This window comes from Bdellovibrionales bacterium, from assembly GCA_018266295.1.
Taxonomy (GTDB): domain Bacteria; phylum Bdellovibrionota; class Bdellovibrionia; order Bdellovibrionales; family Bdellovibrionaceae; genus JACMRP01.
Window position 1 is genome coordinate 898,628 of the sequence record JAFEAQ010000011.1, and the last position, 18,397, is coordinate 917,024.

18 protein-coding genes are annotated in these 18,397 nt (G+C 47.9%); 6 read left to right on the forward strand and 12 right to left on the reverse strand.

The window, feature by feature from the left end:
* Nucleotide 1: 1 nt before the first annotated feature.
* Complete coding sequence (locus JSU04_13120) at nt 2-814, reverse strand: App1 family protein (protein MBS1971243.1); 813 nt, start codon at nt 812-814, stop codon at nt 2-4.
* A 161-nt stretch (nt 815-975) separates the two neighbouring features.
* On the opposite strand from JSU04_13120, the gene JSU04_13125 reads away from it, so the two are divergent.
* Nucleotides 976-1,551, forward strand: coding sequence for a hypothetical protein (locus JSU04_13125; protein MBS1971244.1), 576 nt, complete (start codon nt 976-978; stop codon nt 1,549-1,551).
* Nucleotides 1,552-1,592: 41 nt separating this feature from the next.
* Entirely contained in the window at nt 1,593-2,936 is a 1,344-nt protein-coding gene (locus tag JSU04_13130) for a chloride channel protein (GenBank protein ID MBS1971245.1), read from the forward strand.
* Nucleotides 2,937-2,943: 7 nt separating this feature from the next.
* Here JSU04_13130 and JSU04_13135 read toward each other — a convergent pair whose 3' ends face one another.
* The gene (locus JSU04_13135; protein MBS1971246.1) at nt 2,944-4,611 is read right to left on the reverse strand and encodes a protease-like activity factor CPAF; all 1,668 of its coding nucleotides are present in this window, start codon (nt 4,609-4,611) and stop codon (nt 2,944-2,946) included.
* A 169-nt stretch (nt 4,612-4,780) separates the two neighbouring features.
* On the opposite strand from JSU04_13135, the gene JSU04_13140 reads away from it, so the two are divergent.
* A complete protein-coding gene (locus JSU04_13140) occupies nt 4,781-6,481 on the forward strand; it encodes a tetratricopeptide repeat protein (GenBank protein ID MBS1971247.1) in 1,701 nt (566 codons plus the stop codon).
* On the opposite strand, the gene JSU04_13145 is transcribed toward JSU04_13140, so the two are convergent.
* The 3 genes from JSU04_13145 to JSU04_13155 are packed head-to-tail and all read right to left on the reverse strand — an operon-like array spanning nt 6,482 to nt 9,250.
* Nucleotides 6,482-6,952 carry a DUF421 domain-containing protein gene (locus tag JSU04_13145; GenBank protein ID MBS1971248.1) on the reverse strand — a complete coding sequence of 157 codons (471 nt, stop codon included), beginning with the start codon at nt 6,950-6,952 and terminating at the stop codon, nt 6,482-6,484. It abuts the gene before it with no gap.
* 20 nt (nt 6,953-6,972) lie between these two features.
* Nucleotides 6,973-8,241 carry a phosphopyruvate hydratase gene (gene eno, locus JSU04_13150; GenBank protein MBS1971249.1) on the reverse strand — a complete coding sequence of 423 codons (1,269 nt, stop codon included), beginning with the start codon at nt 8,239-8,241 and terminating at the stop codon, nt 6,973-6,975.
* Complete coding sequence (locus JSU04_13155) at nt 8,234-9,250, reverse strand: hypothetical protein (protein ID MBS1971250.1); 1,017 nt, start codon at nt 9,248-9,250, stop codon at nt 8,234-8,236. The genes eno and JSU04_13155 overlap by 8 nt, the downstream gene beginning before the upstream one ends.
* A gap of 221 nt (nt 9,251-9,471) precedes the next feature.
* Between JSU04_13155 and JSU04_13160 the strand changes: the two genes are divergently transcribed.
* Complete coding sequence (locus JSU04_13160) at nt 9,472-10,116, forward strand: chalcone isomerase family protein (GenBank protein MBS1971251.1); 645 nt, start codon at nt 9,472-9,474, stop codon at nt 10,114-10,116.
* Between the two features lie 3 nt (nt 10,117-10,119).
* Nucleotides 10,120-11,034 carry a hypothetical protein gene (locus tag JSU04_13165; protein ID MBS1971252.1) on the forward strand — a complete coding sequence of 305 codons (915 nt, stop codon included), beginning with the start codon at nt 10,120-10,122 and terminating at the stop codon, nt 11,032-11,034.
* A 52-nt stretch (nt 11,035-11,086) separates the two neighbouring features.
* Here the strand turns inward: JSU04_13165 and JSU04_13170 are convergent, their stop codons facing one another.
* From JSU04_13170 to JSU04_13195, 6 genes are all read right to left on the reverse strand, one after another.
* Complete coding sequence (locus JSU04_13170; GenBank protein MBS1971253.1) at nt 11,087-11,431, reverse strand: glutaredoxin; 345 nt, start codon at nt 11,429-11,431, stop codon at nt 11,087-11,089.
* Nucleotides 11,432-11,440: 9 nt separating this feature from the next.
* A complete protein-coding gene (locus JSU04_13175) occupies nt 11,441-13,168 on the reverse strand; it encodes an ATP-binding cassette domain-containing protein (GenBank protein MBS1971254.1) in 1,728 nt (575 codons plus the stop codon).
* Between the two features lie 130 nt (nt 13,169-13,298).
* Entirely contained in the window at nt 13,299-14,408 is a 1,110-nt protein-coding gene (locus JSU04_13180; GenBank protein MBS1971255.1) for a CpaF family protein, read from the reverse strand.
* A 9-nt stretch (nt 14,409-14,417) separates the two neighbouring features.
* Nucleotides 14,418-14,873 carry a cupredoxin domain-containing protein gene (locus tag JSU04_13185; GenBank protein MBS1971256.1) on the reverse strand — a complete coding sequence of 152 codons (456 nt, stop codon included), beginning with the start codon at nt 14,871-14,873 and terminating at the stop codon, nt 14,418-14,420.
* Between the two features lie 7 nt (nt 14,874-14,880).
* The gene (locus JSU04_13190) at nt 14,881-15,162 is read right to left on the reverse strand and encodes a cytochrome (protein MBS1971257.1); all 282 of its coding nucleotides are present in this window, start codon (nt 15,160-15,162) and stop codon (nt 14,881-14,883) included.
* Between the two features lie 153 nt (nt 15,163-15,315).
* Nucleotides 15,316-15,927, reverse strand: a complete 612-nt coding sequence (locus tag JSU04_13195) for a hypothetical protein (GenBank protein ID MBS1971258.1) — start codon at nt 15,925-15,927, stop codon at nt 15,316-15,318.
* A gap of 234 nt (nt 15,928-16,161) precedes the next feature.
* On the opposite strand from JSU04_13195, the gene JSU04_13200 reads away from it, so the two are divergent.
* Nucleotides 16,162-16,926 carry a thioredoxin domain-containing protein gene (locus JSU04_13200; protein ID MBS1971259.1) on the forward strand — a complete coding sequence of 255 codons (765 nt, stop codon included), beginning with the start codon at nt 16,162-16,164 and terminating at the stop codon, nt 16,924-16,926.
* 58 nt (nt 16,927-16,984) lie between these two features.
* On the opposite strand, the gene JSU04_13205 is transcribed toward JSU04_13200, so the two are convergent.
* Nucleotides 16,985-18,394, reverse strand: a complete 1,410-nt coding sequence (locus JSU04_13205; GenBank protein ID MBS1971260.1) for a hypothetical protein — start codon at nt 18,392-18,394, stop codon at nt 16,985-16,987.
* Nucleotides 18,395-18,397: the final 3 nt, after the last annotated feature.

The window sequence follows — 18,397 nt, forward strand, 5'->3', positions numbered from 1 at the left end:
TCTAGTACTCGAACGGAGCAATCGTACAGCGCTCTTCAATTCTCCCTTTTGCAGCAATATATCCCGGAGTTAAACGTGCTTCGGAGTCCGGTGCTGTCCATTTAAAATCACGACAGTCAGACCATCCTGGGAAGGCCTGACTCCCATCAACATTCGTTTCAACTTCAGTGGCGTAAACTGTTACGAAATCACTTACAAAATTTGCAGCATCTGCAGGAGCGACAAAACCCTCGTGACGTAATTGAAGCATCAGGTCCAGCGCGGTCACAAAACCTGTTTGACCAGGCCGGAGCGCTACCCCCCTCTCATCGCTACTCCACACAGAATAGGCAATGCGAATGTAAGTCAGGAACAAAGTATTCGGAAATTCTTTAACAATTTGTTCATACACGTAAACATCTTTCTCGCCGTTATCACCGACAAGAATCGCGAACTCCGGCTTTTCTGCCTTCAAGATTTTACGAATCTCGGTCACTTTAAAATCTGATTGAAAAAGGCTTTCACGCAACCGGAGGCTCCCCTTTGGGAAACGATTGTACTTCAAGAAGTCGCGATGATTTGTTTCCATGAAAGACTTCGGTGCATTGGTCACATAATAGAACTTTATATCAGGCTCCGTATGTGAGACAGCCTCATATAGTGCATTCATCCCGAGTACGAGGTTTTGAATTTTTCCAGCATTAAAAAGAGAATCCGTCGTATTTAAAACGTGAGAATTCTTTATTGAATCATCGATATCTGAGATCAGAATCGTTTTAGCTTGAGCCTGACCCAGTCCGAGCAGCAAAACTATTAAGAATCCATACAGTTTCATAATCTCTCCCGAGAATTGAATCTTTTACTTCGGTGCCCAAGAGTTTGACAGCGTAGGACCCTATGATAATCCCTAGGGTGGGCCTGGCAATAGCCGGTTATCTTAATAGCAATGCTTAGGCCAAAGCTAGAGGTAATGGTCTCACTCGAGGAGTTTAGTAAATGGTTCAAGTCGACATCTTTTGGTCGTATGGTTTGAGTGCCGGTTTGGCTCTGGCCGCGGGCAACAAGCTCAAAAAAGAAACCTCTTTTTGGAATAACAAGTTCTTTACACTGAGCCTTTTATGGACCGCCATTATCTTTGCACCCTCAGGCTTGTATCTCCTGTGGGCTTTCCCTGGCTGGGAAACAATGTTCGTTGCAGAAACCCACACCTCGATTCCCGCCTGGCTCGTGTGCTTATTCGGAGTCACCAATGTGACCCAAGGAATTTTAGGTTTCTATGTCACTTGGTACTTCCTCCGCAAAGGAAAGCAGACCGCCGCCCTCCTGCAAACAGTGTGGAGTCATTTTGCGATGTTGTTTGTGTTAGTTGTTGGCTGGGATGGCACCGGCTACAAACGTTTCTTCTATGCAGGTACGGGCCCCGATTGGCATCAAGGTGTAGAATACCCAATCAGTGCCTTCTTCTCTGCCCCGATCTTTTTCACATTGCTCGGTCTAGGGGTTGCCTTCATCCCCACTTACTTCGGGCTTGTGAAGCACTTTCGTAAACCTGTCTCATCGTCGAGCAAATAAGTTTGAAAGTGTGTTAACGCACTGTTTCGATGCGCAGGGCTATGCGCATCGATTTGGTCAGTGATATTCTCATTCGAATGCTGACACCTCATCAAATCCTGCAGAATCCTCGCGTTCTCTCTGCTCGAGAGAAACTTGCTCTCAACTTCCCATTCTGGTTCGCAGCCGGCCTTACGGCGATCGTTTCAGTTTTTTATAACAAGCTTTTTAAAGTTTGCGAGGAGTGGGCGCTTGCCCATGCTTCTGATCCGATTTTGCTTTGGACAGCTCCCCTCGCCATCATGGCGTCATTTCTGATAGGATATTTTATTTCACGTGAAGCCATCGGCAGTGGGATTCCTCAGGTCATCGCCGCCGTAGAGTCCTCCTCGCCATCACACACTCACGAAAGCCTGCTTAAAAAATTTCTCAGTATTCCAATGATCTTAGCCAAAATTGCGGGCTCTTGCGTATGTGTCCTTGGCGGCGGCGTTACGGGACGAGAAGGCCCCACCCTACAAGTTGCGGCGGGCATTTTCTATCAAGTTTCTAAATTTTGGCCGAAACGTTTTTCCAAACCTCAATTGCAAGGCATGATTCTCGCCGGAGGTGCCGCGGGGCTGGCCTCGGCGTTCAACACTCCCTTGGGCGGAATTGTATTTGCCATTGAAGAACTTTCGAAATCTCACGTCAGCGCGGTTCGTACAGCGGTATTTCAATCGGTGATTATTGCCGGTATTCTGGCGCAACTTTTTCTCGGTAATTACCTTTATCTCGGCGACACAAAGTTCGGAAGCTTTCCGCTGGAAGTGCTTTTACAAACAATTCTAGTCGCAGGCATTGTCGGAATCGTCGGTTCGGGTTTTGCTGAAGCCCTCTATCGAGTCACCAAATGGCGTGGCAAAAAGAGTTTCGCCTTTAAGCTGAGTATGACGATTATTTGCGGCCTTTTGATGAGTCTGACAATTTATCTTTTGGGTCCTGCGACGGTCGGAGCAGGTAAAAGCTTTATGACGGATCTGCTTCACAATCCGGAAGCGGTCAGCAGTCCGCTGATTCCGCTAGCTAGAATCTTGGGTAACTTCTTTACTTACATTGGCGGCGTGATCGGCGGGGTTTTTGCTCCGGCTCTGGCTAGTGGCGCCGCTCTTGGCCAGTTTCTCGCCCAGGTTATGGGCTTTGCAAGTGTGAAACTGATGATCCTGGTCGGCATGGTGGCTTTCCTGACGGGAATCACACGAACCCCGTTTACATCGTTTATTCTCGTGCTCGAGATGAGCAACTCGCATGAAGTGATTTTGTATTTGATGCTGGCGTCAGTGATTGCCAATGTCTGCTCACGTATCGTGAATAGCCAGGGCTTCTATGAACAGGCGGCTCACGACATTATCGAAGCCGCCAAATAGGATTCAACTACTTAATGACTGATTTCAAAACAGCTTGTACTTGGCTGATGTAAGACTTGTAACCGCTGCGAATGTCATCAACTGTGATTGGCAATGAAACATCCGGAGTCACGCCAAGGTTCTCAATCGGATTCTTATCCACACGCTCCGCGATAGAACCTGTGAATGTCACCATCTCAAGGCCAAAGCTATTCGGGAAGTTCGACTGAAGAACGAAACCACCAGCACCCGCCGTACGAGTTCCAACGACCGTTACGCGCTTATTATCCTGCAAAGTCGCCGGCATGAAATCACCGCCAGAAAAATCCAGCTGATTCACGAGGAACACGATTGGCTTCGTGTAGTGAGTCGGATTTGGATTTACTTTATCAACGCCCCACAAATAAAGGGGGCTTGAAAGGTTCACACCTTGATGGAACTCGCTTAAGAACTCGCGGCAATGGTTCTGCATTCCGATGGCCAACTGGTAAGTCGCTGGAAGACCGCTCAAGTCTTTCATTTTCTCAACAGCGTCTGCATCCGTCTTGATCGATTTCATCTGCTCGATCATATCGAGGCACTCTTTCGCGCCCCCTGGAGACAAAGCAATGCGATGACGAGGCACCGTCAAAGGCTGGTCCGAAAGCATTGAAGACAAAGCATAGAGATAGAACACCGAACCGCCAGGATTGTTATTTTGATCAATCACCAAAGCCGACGTGTTCTTTTCTAAATGGGCAATGATACCCGCGAAGTCTTTCACTGCTTTATCGTAATCTGCAACAATATAGCCTGGGATACGAACAACACCGATCAATTTGCCGTCGTTATTCAAATAAATATAAGCATCGAACTCATTGTCATCCGCCGTTTGCCAAATACGCGTACCGAAATCAGGCAAGAAAGATTTTTTACCGCCAAGGCCATATGGATTTGCCGCAGTTTCTGAAGCAAGCTCAGAATAAACCGGGCCAAACATTGGCGAAGTCACCAGTGGTTGCTGTTGTTGTTTCAAAGCAAATGGCTGGAACTGAGCCGGCACGAGTTGTTCTGGAGTGTATTCCCACGCCAAAGAAATGCTGCCGACAGTATCGTCTGCCGCGCGCTTAATCGACAACGTCACCGGGCCATGGGGCACGATCAAGTTCGAGCGAGCTCCACGGCGAGTCAGCATCAAATCAGCAACTGCCAAATCTGTTTCTGGAATATTTGGGCCGCCGTCTTGGATCAACTCTTTAAGAACCTGAGCCACTGGAGTTTGTTCCAAAGTCAGAACTTCATCACCGACTTCAAACGGGAATGCCGTCTCAGAAAGCTTATCGCGATCGATGTATACGATCAGAGTTTTGCCTTCAACAGTCTTGACTTGAAAAGGCAAAGTCGCTTTTTCAGTGGAATAGAACGAAAAAGAAACATGGTAGTCCTTCGTCGACTTAATCAAGCCCGCAACCGCGGCGCGAGCTTCGTGCATGTTTTGCGCCATCGCAAGCTTCGTTTGAGCCGTTGCGATCTCCGCAGGAAGATTCCAGCCGAGGTGGGATTCCTTCCACGCTTTAGGAGCATAAACGCTGCCATAGAGCGAACCGATATAATCAATCTCTTGCTTCAAGCGAACTTTTTGATTGGCATCCAAAGTCTGAGCAAACACGTGAGTGCTCAGGAAAGCCGTAGCTAAAATAATAACAAAAGACTTCATGGTATCCCCCTATACGTACTGATACTTAGACCCAAAGTTCTATTATCAAAAAACCGGCACGGTCATCATCATACTCACGTTGCCGCAGTGTCAAAACACCCGAACAGACCATGCTCCGGGAGCCCACGAAAAGGTTGAAGAATCACAGTCTTTCCTCAAAAATGATTATATGAGATCTAGAAACAGTCTTTGCCTGCTAGCCATCTTCATCTGCGGTACCTTGTTTTATAGCTTGATCAGCTGGAGCAATCCCTTTGTTTTCGACGACATTCTCAAACTCCAGGAAAACAGTGATCTCAAGCCCGGCTCGAGCATTGCCGAAACATTGCTTTACCCATACACCCAGAACGCCACCAATTTACTTCGTAATGATCCCTCACGTCCGCTGACGTTCTTGATTTACCGCCTGTGCTATCAGATCGGCGACGGCCAGCCTTGGCCTTTTCACGTGACCAGCAGCTTGTTTCATAGCTTAAATGCCATGCTCGTCTTTTTACTGGTGGGCCTTTTTACTCGCAGAGTTTTTAAAAGCGAATCCGTTGTACCAGGCGTGCTGGCAGCTTTTTTCTTTTTGATGGTGCCGATCAATAGCGGCACGGTTCTATATGCATTTGCGTTTTCAGATGTGATTGCCGCTTTCTTTGTGCTCTCAGCGGTGTACATCTTTGTTCGCGAGCCCAGCACAAAACCGGCGGCTTATGCGGCCTCAATGGTTCTGTTCTTTTGCGCGCTCTTTTCAAAGCAAAGCGCGATTGTCCTGCCGGCCTTAATCCTGGTGACAGACTTCTTACTGAATCAAGTCCACCGCAAGCGCGTTTATCAGTACGCGGGCTTTGCAACACTTGCAGTCGTTTACGTCGTGTTCCGCTACGTATTCTTTGGCGGTATTGGCGACCTCGAGGGGACTGGCAATACATACGCGGCTCTCGACTATTTAAAGCTTCAGGGCCCCATGATTTTAAAATATGTGATGCTGACGCTGATCCCGACGGGACTGGCTCTCGATCACGCACCGATCCCCTCCGCTTATCAACTATGGGTGATCGCGCTTTCATGGCTTCTCATTACGAGTCTCGCACTCGTGGCGCTTAAGTTCCTATATAAAAAGAACATCCCCTGGATTGCGAAACTGAGTGCATGGTTCTGGATTTTCTTTTTAATCACTCTATCGCCGACCAGCAGTTTTGTTCCAACGGTGGATCTCTTTGTCGAAAGACGCGTTTATATGGGAAGTGTCGCTTTCGCCGCTCTTTTTGGTTTGTTACTCACACGCATCCCGAAAAAGCATCTCGGCGTGATTGTGGGCTCGGTGATCCTTGTTCTTCTGACGGCGGTCAGCTGGGGCCGCAGCGAGGTCTACGCAAACCCCGAGCTACTGTGGCTCGAGTCTGTTCACCAATATCCGCACAGCAAACGGGCGCGAGCGAACATTGCCTATACGTATGATCAGCAAGGCCGCTACGAAGAAGCACGAAAAATCTATGAAGACATTTTGCTTCAATATCCGGACGACGCCTTTATTCACACGAAGCTGGCTCTGATTTTTCAAAACCCGCGCTACCAGGGGCATAGCCCACAAAAGGCTTTTGAATCATATAAGAAGGCTTTGGAGATAAATCCCAACGACATCGTCACTTTGTACAATATGGGGTTGTTATTGCTGGATGCGGGCAGCTACGATCAGGCAGAAGCTCTCTTCCGTCGCAGTTTAGAAATTAATCCGCGATTTGTGCATGGAGTTTTTGGCTTAGGCATGACTCTGGTGAAAAAAGGCCAAACTGCTGAAGGTAAAGCTGCGCTTGAAAAAGCCCTCGAGATCGACCCACAATTCCAAGGCGCCCGCGAACAGCTTCAGCTTTTGCAGGAGTAATTAGCTATTTTCTTTTTTGATTACAGAAATCTGGCCATTGCTTTCAAGAATCGCAAAGCGAACCGTGGCCGTGTCCATGACACCTTCTTGACGAAGAGCGAGCTCAAGATCACGCATCGTGACCTTTTCATGATCCAACATCTCATGATTTACTTTGCCGTTATGAATGAGCACCTTCGGGCTGCCCTCGACGACCTGCTGGATTTTCTTTGAAGCAAAGGTTAAACGATCAACTCCCACGTTCAAAGCCACCAGGGTGATGGAAAGAATCAACCCGCCCGTGATGGAGTTATCACCGGCATTCATCGAGTTTTGAACGGCATTACCAATCAGGAGTAAAAGAACGAGATCGAAGGGAGTCAGCTGACCTACTTGGCGTTTGCCGGTCAGTCTAAAGAGAATAAAAACGAAAGTGTAAATGACGGCACCACGAAAAACGAATTCCCACCAAGGTTGCGAGAGTCCCCACATGGCGCCTCCGAGAGCCTTCCCTAGCGGAAGGCTGCTTTATCCCAGTAAATACCCATGCCCGCGAGATCTTCTTCGATTCTGAGCAATTGGTTGTACTTCGCGATACGTTCAGAACGGCACAAGCTGCCCGTTTTGATTTGTTGGCAGTTCAAAGCCACTGCCAAGTCCGCGATCGTTGTATCTTCTGTTTCACCAGAACGGTGAGACATCACAGTTTTATACTTATTTCTTTGCGCGAGATTCACGGCTTCGAAAGTCTCTGTGAGCGTTCCGATTTGGTTTACTTTCACGAGCAATGCATTTGCCGTTTTCTTTTCAATCCCCATACGCAGACGTTTTGGATTGGTTACGAACAAATCGTCGCCCACCAATTGCAAGTGCGAGCCCAGCTCAGCAGTCGTCGCTGCCCAACCGTCCCAGTCGTCTTCAGAGAAACCGTCTTCGATAGAAACGAGCGGATATTTTTCAGACCAAGATTTGTAAACAGCTTGCAATTCTTTCGCAGTGATCAAATTGCCCTGCCATTGGTATTTACCGTCTTTGTACATTTCAGTCGCAGCAACGTCCAAAGCCAAGAACACGTTCTGACCTGGCTCATAGCCTGCTTCGTGAATCGCTTCAACCAACAGGTCCAAAGCTTCTTGGTTCGTACCGAGCTTAGGAGCGAAACCACCTTCGTCACCGACTGCCGTTGAAAGACCTTTTTTACCAAGGATTTTTTTGAGCGTGTGGAAGATCTCAGCGCCTGCACGGAGAGATTCCGCGTAAGAGTTATTCACCGTCGGCACGATCATGAACTCTTGAACGTCCATGCCGTTATTGGCGTGAGCACCGCCGTTGATGAGATTCATCAAAGGAACCGGAAGGCGGCAAGCTTGTGAGCCACCGACATAACGGTACAAAGGAAGTTTCACGTCCAAAGCCGCCGCTTTCGCCACCGCCAAAGACACACCCAGGATCGCGTTCGCCCCCAAGTTTGATTTATTTTCAGTGCCGTCCACTTCGCGCAAGATTTTGTCGATGTAAACTTGGTCCGTCACTGGCAAGCCCATGATTTCTGGAGCAAGCTTCTCGCGAACGTTATCTACGGCTTTGAAAACACCTTTGCCTTGAAAACGTTTTTTGTCGCCATCGCGAAGCTCGCAAGCTTCGTGAGCACCCGTTGATGCACCTGATGGAACAGCGGCACGGCCGATGTTGCCAAGGCTCGTGTGAACCTCAACCTCAACTGTTGGGTTTCCACGGCTATCTAAAATCTCACGGGAGACGACATTCGTAATCTCAGACATTGGTAACTTCCTCTTTGTTATTTTTTTGTATGAGTTGTGATTGCAAACCTCTCAGAGAATCCATGATGTCTGAGATAGTTTTTGGGTACTGGGTTTTTACGTGTTCCCAGTCGACACGTCTCATGGCCTCTTTCACTCCAGGGGTCATTTTCCCTTGAGCGGCGAGCATCGTCACGAGCTGTTGCGCACGCACCATGTAGTCATGCAAGCGCGCGGTGTTTTGGCCGATCACATAGCCCGGGCCTTGGCTATCGAAATCCATATTCGATAACGGACCGATTTGTGGCAACAGTGACGGCGCCTTTTCACGCAAGTGAGCCTGCAGATCCATGTGAGCCTGCAAGAGCTCCTCATTTTTCTTTTGCAGTTCACAGTTGCGTTCTTCCAACTCGCGTTGGTGTTTTTGCAACTCCTCGATCACCGAGTGCATCAGCTGTGGGCTGATCTGGTGACCGGGATCAATTTCAAAAATCGATTTTTGCGACTCAGACCAATGGAGCTCCAAATGGATTCCAGTCCATTCACACGTCGCCAGGTTTTGTCCCACGTAAACTGGCAACGACTCGAAGGCCGCTTTCAGGTAAGTGGTGACGTGAGGATATTGCTCTGCTGGCAGAGGTAGATCAAAGGAGATCGAACTCTCATCTCTGCGAAGATTTTCTACAGGCGGTTCCGGAGAGATAAAGTGTGATAGGAATCTCTCGGGTTGGTTGAAAATTTCCTGAGGTCTCGGCATCATTCTCAACACAGAATCGAGAACTCCCCACGCGCGAATCTCAGGGCCGCTATGGCCTACTTTCTGAAGCAAATTGCTGTCGCTGCTTTTCAGCGGCATACGCAACAAAGACTCCAAGAAAGACTCCATATCGGGCGCACTCATCCAGTAGGACGGGTCCCGCATCAGCTCCAATGGGAGCGGCGTCTGCTGTTCATAAAGACCAGACAGATCCTCACCTTGATCTTCAAGGTAAGTCAAAATGGAGTTAGAAATTTTACAACTAAAGTGCACGGAAAAACTTGTAGCTTAAAAGGTTTTGGATTGCGAATAGAAAATGGCGACCCTTGGAATGTAAGGGGTTTTCATATTCTCTCCGCATCGCGCAAATTTTAGCCGCTCTGCTTAATTTTCGAACATTTTACGGAGTTATGTGTTCCGAGTGACGCTTTACTCATTTGACTTCCCTAGTCGAGAAGCCTAGATCCATGCGAGCTAAAACTCTAGGAGGTTTTATGAAATCAGCTTTGATCGCTTTGACGGCTATTTTGTCTCTTGGTCTCTCTGCAAACGCAGCTCTTTTGAAACTCGATCCGGGTCAAAAATCTAATAACGGTGTCACTATCTCCACCGGCGGCACAGCCACAATTGATGGCAAGGATTTCCAACTGACGACGGTCGGTTCGGGACTTCGCAGCAAAAAAGTTCTCGTAGCGAACGTAAAAGTTTATGTGGCGCAACTATTGGTGAGCAATCCGAACTCATTTGTCCGCAAAGACGCTGATGCCCTGAAATCCTTAGAGGACAGCCAAACCGTGGCAATGCAGCTTTCTTTCTTGCGCTCTGTGGAGGCTGATAAAGTGAAGGTTTCTTTCCGTGATGCTTTTGATGCAAACAACGTCGACATCAACAATCCAGCCATCAAGCAACTCTTGGCTGCGGTTGAAAAAGGTGGCGATGCGACTGCAAACGGCACTTTGACTTTCGTTGCGAACAAACACTCTGACGGCACTGAAACTTTGATCTACGAAGACACCGCGGGCAAGCAAGTGACTGTTAAAGGCGATAAAGGTCTGACTCACGATGTGTTCTCTATGTGGCTCGGTAACCCAGCTGACGACGGCATCGCTGCTTTGAAAAAATCTCTTCTTCAGGAATAAAAAATGAAACAAGTATTATGTATCGCTGTTTTTGGTTTGTTGTTCTCGGGTTGTGGCATGATCGACATGCCATCGAAGATGGACAAGACAAACGAGAACATGGAAAAGATGATCGACAACATGAACCACACAAATGACGGAATTGATCAGCAAAAACAGCTGATCCCTTTCGAAAATTTGTTGAAGCCTGAAAACACCGCGAATCTTTTCCCGATTCCGACTCGTATGATGCCTTATGGAAAGAAACTTGCTGAAGCGATTCCTTCTCAGGATTTCGTCGAGCTTGCTTACCTATGGCTCAAAGAAATCGACGAAGTTCTTCCGGCTCATAAAGTCGATGCGAGCGGTAACGAAATTCCTTACACTCAAGATGAGATCCTCGACATCAATCACGACAAGACGGCCGTTTTGATGGCGTTGCAGGTTGTGGCGGGTTTCTTGCCTCAGAAAGCGATCCAAGAAATGATCGAGAGCCAGGTTTACAACTCTGGCCGCTACGAGAACACAGTTTACTCGATCTTGATGTTGCGTGTGCAATTCACTCGCGACGTTTTGCTCGATGCAAGCTTGCTGTCGAAGCCCCTCGATAATTCCGGCAAAGTGGCTCAGGCTGTGGAGTACAATAAAAACATCGATTTCATCGCGAAGTTGCCATTTGCTGGCAAGATTGCCTTGAAAACGACAGGTTTTATTCCGACAGAAGACAGCCCCGTTGAGCAACTCGATACAGGTGTCGCTTTGAAAAACTGGCAGCGCATTCAGCGTTCTGCAGAACGTGATTGCGATGTAACTACTCGTGGTGTTGAACCAAAGACCGGCGACGCTGCAAAAGATCAGCAGCTACATCAAGCAGAAGTGAATCAGTACAATCAAGCGTTGTCTGATATTCACACGTTCATTAATTCTTGGTCGCACTAGTTTTTTAGAATCGAAAAATGAAACCCGCGTGATGAACGCGGGTTTTTTTATTTTAATTCGCTGGCGGGTTGTATTTTTTCAAATCAGCAAAGCCCCCGATGAGTTTTCCCCTGTGGAAAACTTGCGGAAAGGTCGGCCAGCCGGACCAGAGTTTGATCGCTAAGCGCTGTTTCCATTTAGAAAAATAACTGCCGTGCTCGATGTAGTGAAATGGAATGCCTTTATCGAAAAGATATTTACGGGCTTTCTTTACGACCGGGTTTTGAGCCATGCCGACGATCACCCACTCGTGAGTCGCAATAGCTTTTTCAACTTCTGCAACGATCTCAGTGTGAAAGCCTTCAATGGCTTTGAGGGCGTTGCTGTCGATGCGGTTTTCGCTCATGATGTTTCTCATAGTACTCCCCTACTGAAATTGTCTTTGTAATAGTTGATAGTAAAGCCCTTCCGGCTTGGCGACAAGCTCGTCATGGGTGCCTCTCTGCACAATACGGCCTTCGTGGACAACGAAAATCACATCCGCGTTCTTCACGGTGGCCAGACGATGGGCAATGACAAGTGTGGTGCGATTCACCATGAGTCTTTGCAAGGCTTCTTGGACCAGATACTCGCTCGCCGTATCGAGATTGCTGGTCGCTTCATCGAGGATCAGCATCTTTGGGTTCTTCAAAACCGCGCGCGCGATGGCCACGCGCTGCTTTTGCCCGCCGGAAAGCTGCAGACCTTTTTCGCCGACACGGGTTTGGAATCCTTCAGGGAAACGCTCTATGAATTCGAGAGCGTTCGCGGCTTTTGCGGCTTCTTCAACCTCTTGCTTCGTCGCATTTGGTTTTCCGTAGCGGATGTTTTCTTCGATGGTGGATGAAATCAGAATCGGCTCTTGTGAAACCATCCCGATCTGCTCGCGCAGCCAGCCTGGTTTCAACGAGCTGAGCTTCTCACCGTCCAAAAGAATTTCTCCGGAGCTGGGTTCATAGAACCTTGGCAAAAGACTCGCGATCGTGGTTTTACCGCTGCCTGAAGAGCCGACCAGAGCCACCACTTGCCCCGGATGAATTTGCAGATCAATCCCTTTGAGCACTTCAATATCTTGACGAGAAGGATACTTAAATCCGACGCTATTAAAACTCACTTCACCGCGGAATGTGTCGAGCGTGCGGCCCTCGTCAACAACGGCCGGAGTTCTCTCCAGGATTTCAAACACGCGCTGACTGGCTCCGATGCCGGCCATCATGTCACCCCAAAGACTCGCAAGACTGCCGACACCGATTGCAACGAGCATCAAGTATAACAAGAACTGAGTAATATCCCCGATCGACAAGTGATCGAGAACGACCTCACGGCCTCCATACCACAACACGAAAGAAATCGCGCCCAAGCCCACGATCATCGCGATTGTCATGAAAATAGCAATCGCACGAATACGGAGGCGAACAAATTTGAGTGCCACTTCCATCGCTTCGTTGTAGCGGCTCGTTTCGTTGGCTTCTTGAACAAAGGACTTCACCGTACGTACACCCGAGATCGTCTCATCAGCGACGATGCTGGCATCTGCAAGGGCTGCCTGGGATTCTTTCGAGTACTTACGAATGTTTTTACCAAAGATCGCCGTCACGAGCGCGATTGGCGGAATCAATACCAGCATCAGCGACGACAGCTTCCATGAAGTATAAAACATAAATGCGAGTCCGCCGACGACTTGGCCCAAGTTGCGCAAACCTTGCGATACATTCACGCTCACGGTGTTTTGCAAAGTCGTGCAGTCCGAAGACAGGCGGCTCATTAGGTCCCCGGTGCGGTTAAAATCAAAGAATGACACTTCTTGTGAAAGGATTTGGCTGTAAAGGCGTTTGCGCAGGCGGATCACCATGCGCTCACCGCTCAGGGTGAAAAGATAATAGCGCGCACTCGAAGCAATGCCTTGCAATGTGAACGCGGCAAAGAGTCCCAGCACCACCGGCAAAAGCAAATCCATGCGCTTCGGCTGAAGAACATTGTCGACCATCCAGCGCACCATCTGCGGATACGCAAGCCCAGCACCACTGGAAAGGATCAGGAAAATCAAACCCCAGATCAGAAATTTAATTTCAGGTTTCGCAATAGAATAGAGTCGGTTCCAAGTGGTATTCTTCATACCTGCATCGTCCTGCTAAAAGGCTGACGAGACAACGCCTTTAACCGACGCCTATCGTAAATATATTTAAGACAAAGCGCAGCTTAGTCCGAATCTCGGAAGTCAATTCTGAAAAGCGACCTGGTACCTTTTAGGCGGCTTTATTGAATTTGGATTGGGGGAATGGGAGCTTGTTGTCGATGATCTCGCTCATGAAGGACGGGATATAGCCCGTTGGCTCGAGTTTGCCATCGAGAGTGCCGTCTGCTCTGCGAGTCATGCGGGACATCTGGAAGATGTGGCGCACGTCATAGTTTCCATCTGGCAAGATTCCCAAAACTTCACTGATCGCGCCGATACGGCGTGAACCGTCTGAGTAACGAGACACTTGAATAATGATTTCAATCGCGCTCACCACTTGTGAGCGCAAAGCCTTTTCGCTGATCTGCGAATCCCCGCCCTGAGCGAGAGCTTCAATGCGCACGATACCGTCTTCTGGTGAATTCGCGTGGACTGTGCCCATGCAACCTTTATGGCCGGTGTTCATTGCGTTCAGCAATTCCAAAGCTTCGGAAGAACGAACCTCACCAACGATGATGCGGTCCGGGCGGAGACGTAAAGAGCTCTTTAAAAGATCTTTGATCGTCACTTCACCCTTACCGAGTTCATTGCCTTGGCGAGTTTCAAACATCACAACGTGATCGTAGTCCACTTGCAATTCGCTCGAGTCCTCGATCACGATGATACGCTGACCTTTTGGAATGCGCGTGCAGAGAAGGCTCAGCAACGTAGTTTTACCAGAACCGGTACCACCGCTGACGATAATGTTTTTACCCAGGAACATGCAGATATCCAAGAAACGCGCGCCATCTTCACTGATTGCGCCGAATTTAATGTAGTCTGCGAATGAAATTTTATTGTTGGTGAATTTACGGATGCTCACCGTCGTGCCCTTACGGGAAACCGGCGGAATCACCGCTGCGATACGCGAGCCATCCGGCAAGCGTGCATCGAGGCGCGGATTTTCGTCGTTGATACGACGGCCGACACTTTGAGCGATACTGTTCACAGCGGCACGAAGGGCATCTTCGTCGGTGAAACTCACAGGAACTCTTTCGAGTTTGCCTTTGCGCTCAACGAAAATTTCTTTGTGACCGTTGATGAGGATCTCAGACACCGTCTTGTCTTCCAAATACGGCAAAACCGGACCCAAATTGTTCCGGATTGCATCTTTGAATACGTTTGACGGCTCCATCGACATTGAAAACCTCTAGTTCGAAGCGGGTTTACGCTCGGAATCTGAAGAATTAGAAATCACAATTACGCGGCCTTGAACCGCAGTTTCTGGACACTGATACGAGAACACACCATCCGCTTTTGGATTCAAATTGAAAACGCGTTCTTGGCCATACACGGTATTGTGATGTTCAGAGAAAGCATCCAAAACGAAGCTGACGTTTTTATCTTTTTGGTTCACGTTCACAACGTGAATGCGGTAGCTATTACCCTTCTTCACGCGGATTGTGTCTGGCACGAAACCTTTTTCAGTATTAAGAATCACGATATCCTGAGTCGGCTCAACGCTGTCGAAAACCTGGCCAAAGAGGCTTTGGGTTTCATCCGTCGTTGTGCTTGCAGGCAAACGGCTTTGATCTGTCACGCGATTGAAATCGAGTTGTCGGCGAGACAAATCCACTTCCCAGGCGCGAGTCACTGGAGTGATCAGCAATAAACTAGTGCAAATCGCTGCTGCGATCTTGGAATTCAACGAATTCACGAGCAACCTCCATTGCAATGTAGTTAACAGCTCTTGAGTCCATCATGTGAAGTTTTTGAACAAGGAGAGATTGATTCCCCTGACAAGAATTAACGACTTCCATGGCTTCAATGACCAATTGAGGATTTTCTGCCATTTCATTAGTGACTTGTTCCCAGTCCATTTTTAAAACCGGATCAATCGCACCAATTGTATAAAGAGCATCAAATACCGCTTGAAGATCACCTTGTAAGAACATAAGAGCCTCTCTTTCCAAAATCCATTTCGGAATCTGAGGAACTTATCGGTGTGTGCGTGGAGAACTTGAGCCATTCTGAGACGAAAAACAGCTGCACAAAATAAAAAGGCCGGAGAGCTCCGGCCTTTGATCTAGCTATTGTGTTTTAGCAAATTACTTTTTCTTTTTAGCGTCTTCTTCCGCTTTTTTCGCCTCGGCTTCAGCCTTGGCAACATCGCTCAGGACTCTCGACGCGAGCTCTGAAGGTGACTTGTGCACACTCATAGTACGGAGCTTACGCTCATTGATCGCCTCTTTGCTCATCTCGATCTTAGCATCGGCGATGGTCTTGATCACTCGACGTTCGTGCCCCTCTTTTTCAGCAAACGGCTTAAAGTCGGCAACTACGTTTTCAAGGAAGATCGCATAGGTGTTCTGAACGACTGGCTTAAAGGCCTTAGGGTTTTTCAACGCACCAATAGCCTCTTGCACCAGAGCGTCCATCGTCGTCTCCCATTGGTCATTTTCATCCAACTCATTGCGCAGCGGAGTGATGACTTTTTCTACCATTCCGTCATCATTTGGGCGCGAGTAGACGGCCTGAACTGCCTCTTTTAAGATTTCGACAGATCCGTCTTTTTTGAACTCTTTCACTTTCTTTTTGGCCAGATCGTTCATTTGATCTAGGTCCTTCAAAGTCAATTGAGAGTACGTAAACAGCAATCCCGCTGAAGAAACGGATGTCCACAATAAGCCTGTAAGAATAAATAGGAATAAATTTTTCATGCTTCTAGTGTAAGCAGACTCATTCGGAGTGAAAAGAAAGAAACTCTCTTCCGGACCTGGACCTTAGTCCTTCCTTTTGCCCTAACGCAGTATCTCAAAAACTGCGTTTTTTGATTCAGAGCCCCTTGAGTTTATGTAAGAATCAGAGTGTTTTAACGAAATAACAATTTATGTAATTTCATTTAATCGTGGAGGATTCCTTTGAACAAATTAGCATTGATCGCACTTTCTGCGATGGCATTCGTACTCACTAACTGTGCCCCATCTGCAAAACAAATTAAGGACGCTGTCGAAAAAGATCCAAGCATCGTTTTCGTTGCGATCGAAAAGTACCCAGACCAATTCATCGAAGTGGTGAATAAAGCTGCTCAAGAAGCTCAAAGAAAATCTCAAGACAAAGCCATCGCCGAAGAAACTAAAAAACGTGACGAAGAGTTCGCAAATCCTTTGAAGCCAGTGATCGAAGACGGCCGCGTTATCTTTGGTAACAAAGACGCGAAAGTAACAATCGTTGAATACTCTGATTTCGAGTGCCCATACTGCTCAAAAGGTTTCCAAACTATTAAGCAAGTTCGCAGCGAATATCCAAATGATGTTCGTATCGTATTCAAGCACTTGCCTTTGGATTTCCATCCTCAAGCAATGCCAGCTGCTAAGTACTTCGAAGCGGTTGCAAGACAAGATGCTGCTAAAGCAGAAAAGTTCCATGACGCTGTTTTCGAAAACCAAGGCGAACTTCGCGCTAAAGGTGAAGAGTTCTTGAAAAACACTGCTAAAAAAGTTGGCGCCGACATGAAGAAATTGGATAAAGATCTGAAAGATCCAAGCCTCATGACTCGTATCAACGCTGATATGGAAGAAGCTAAGAAGTTCAACTTCTCTGGAACTCCAGGCTTCTTGATCAACGGTGTTTCTCTCCGTGGCGCTTATCCTTACCCAGAATTCAAAACGATCATCGATCGTCACTTGGGTAAAACTGACGAGACTAAGAAACAGTAATTCGGCCCAAAGCTGAAAAATAAAAAACCCGGTGATGAACCGGGTTTTTTTATGTCTTTTACTTACAAGCTGCCGTTCCTTTATCGGGCTGACACTTCAAAGCCTTCTGCACTTCTGGCTCAGCGAGGTACACTTTATTCACCCGCTTGGCCCAGCCCGGATGCTTCTCACTATCCGCGCTTTGATCCAAGCTAAAGAGTGCTTCGGTGGAAACCGTTTCACAGCCTGCGGCCTTCATCTGCTTTAAAACCATTTCTTTCTGATCTGCTTGATAAGAAGGACATTCAGATTGCAAACCTAGCAGCTGGGCCTCAAAGGCCTGCTTCTGTGCCTTCGCCGGATCTTTTTCCTCAGCGAGTTTTCCAGACATAATCTGCGCCGACATCCAATCGGCAAAGGCCTCTTGCATAAAATGAGCCTGATCATCACCGTCGTTTTCAGCGCAAAGATTTTCCTCTTGCCCGTCTTCATAATCACGCACTGTATTTTTCAAGCGAAGCAGCTCTCCATTGTCCGGGTCCGCCCCTTCTCTTTCCAGGCCGGCAATATAATTTTCAAGGTCCGCTCTTTTATCGGCATTCGTGCGCAGCTTAAGCCCCATAGATTGAGGTTTCTGCAAACATTGAATCGCTTCAGCAAAGGGATTTTTCGAAGCAGGGATGGGATCTAGGACAAATTTTTCCGTCGCCCACTTACTGTCCTTCAGGCTTTCTTGGCCGCCAGAATCATTCACCAAGGCCAGGGATGAAAAGCACGAATCAATCGAATGACCCAACTCATGCGCGATCACAGACATCAACACCATATCGGGCATTCCAAGGAGCTGAGGGCAAAGCTGCATCTTATTGCCACTCGGAATATACTTCGCATTTGGCAAAACGCAGCCCTCTTCAAGGAACTCTTCTTCGCTCTTTGGACGGAAACTGGTCCATTGAACTTTTTCGACTCTTTTAATCATGTTATCGATGTATTTTGCGTTCTTAGAATTTCTTCTGGATTTTAAAACATTCACCATGCGCTGCTGAACGTCTTGCCCGATACGCTTCGCCCGTGCGTCTTCTTGGGCAAAGACCTTATCGTATTTCTTCCCGTCAGGGCCCACGAGGAGTGACGGAGTCGCAAACGGATCCTGATCCGCGATTGTCTCGTACTTCTTGGCTTTTCCGTGAACAGAAAGACAGCCTTCGACATTGTCCTGCAAATAGAGAAGATTGTAGTTGATCAACTTACGTCCGGAAGAATCCTGATAGACATAAATTTGCTTTCTATTGGCATTTAGCGGCTCACACATATTAAAGAAGTCGCAGGCTTTACCGGACTCGAACGAGCACTTCGGCGCGCTTCCTGTGAGGCTCATAGCCTCAAGAGCACGCTGAATGCCTTGGAGTTTCATAACGGCCGCTTCTTCGGCATTCATCCCCCAGGCATTTAAACTCAGAAATAAAATCAGCGTTGTCAGATATCTCATGGT